At 43.9% G+C, this 255-nt stretch carries 1 pseudogene; it reads left to right on the top strand.

Annotated elements, in window-relative coordinates:
* Positions 1–28 precede the first annotated feature (28 nt).
* Positions 29–255: pseudogene (locus CIK93_RS00855) on the top strand (hypothetical protein); the annotation flags it as partial.

The following is a 255-nucleotide window of genomic DNA, read 5'->3' as shown; positions in this document are numbered from 1 at the left end:
ATTCATATGAAATGCTTACCTTTGCATCATGGAAGACAAAGGTTTGCTAATGTTGGCACGTATGGTGCTGCCCAAGGAAGTGCTTGACCACTTCATCATAACTGATATTGAGTACGTTGACACGAAGACTTATGACGAGCCTGAGATGCACATTCACCTTGACGAGAAAATACATCCAGACCTTCAGGGTGACAGTCATTTTGAATCGAAGGGTTTTATCTCTCCCGTAGAGGTGACAGACTTTCCCATCCGTGA

It is taken from the genome of Prevotella sp. P3-92 (assembly GCF_002251205.1).
Classification (GTDB): Bacteria; Bacteroidota; Bacteroidia; order Bacteroidales; family Bacteroidaceae; genus Prevotella.
Note: the sequence above shows the minus strand (reverse complement) of the source record. Positions and strands in the feature narration are given on the sequence as shown.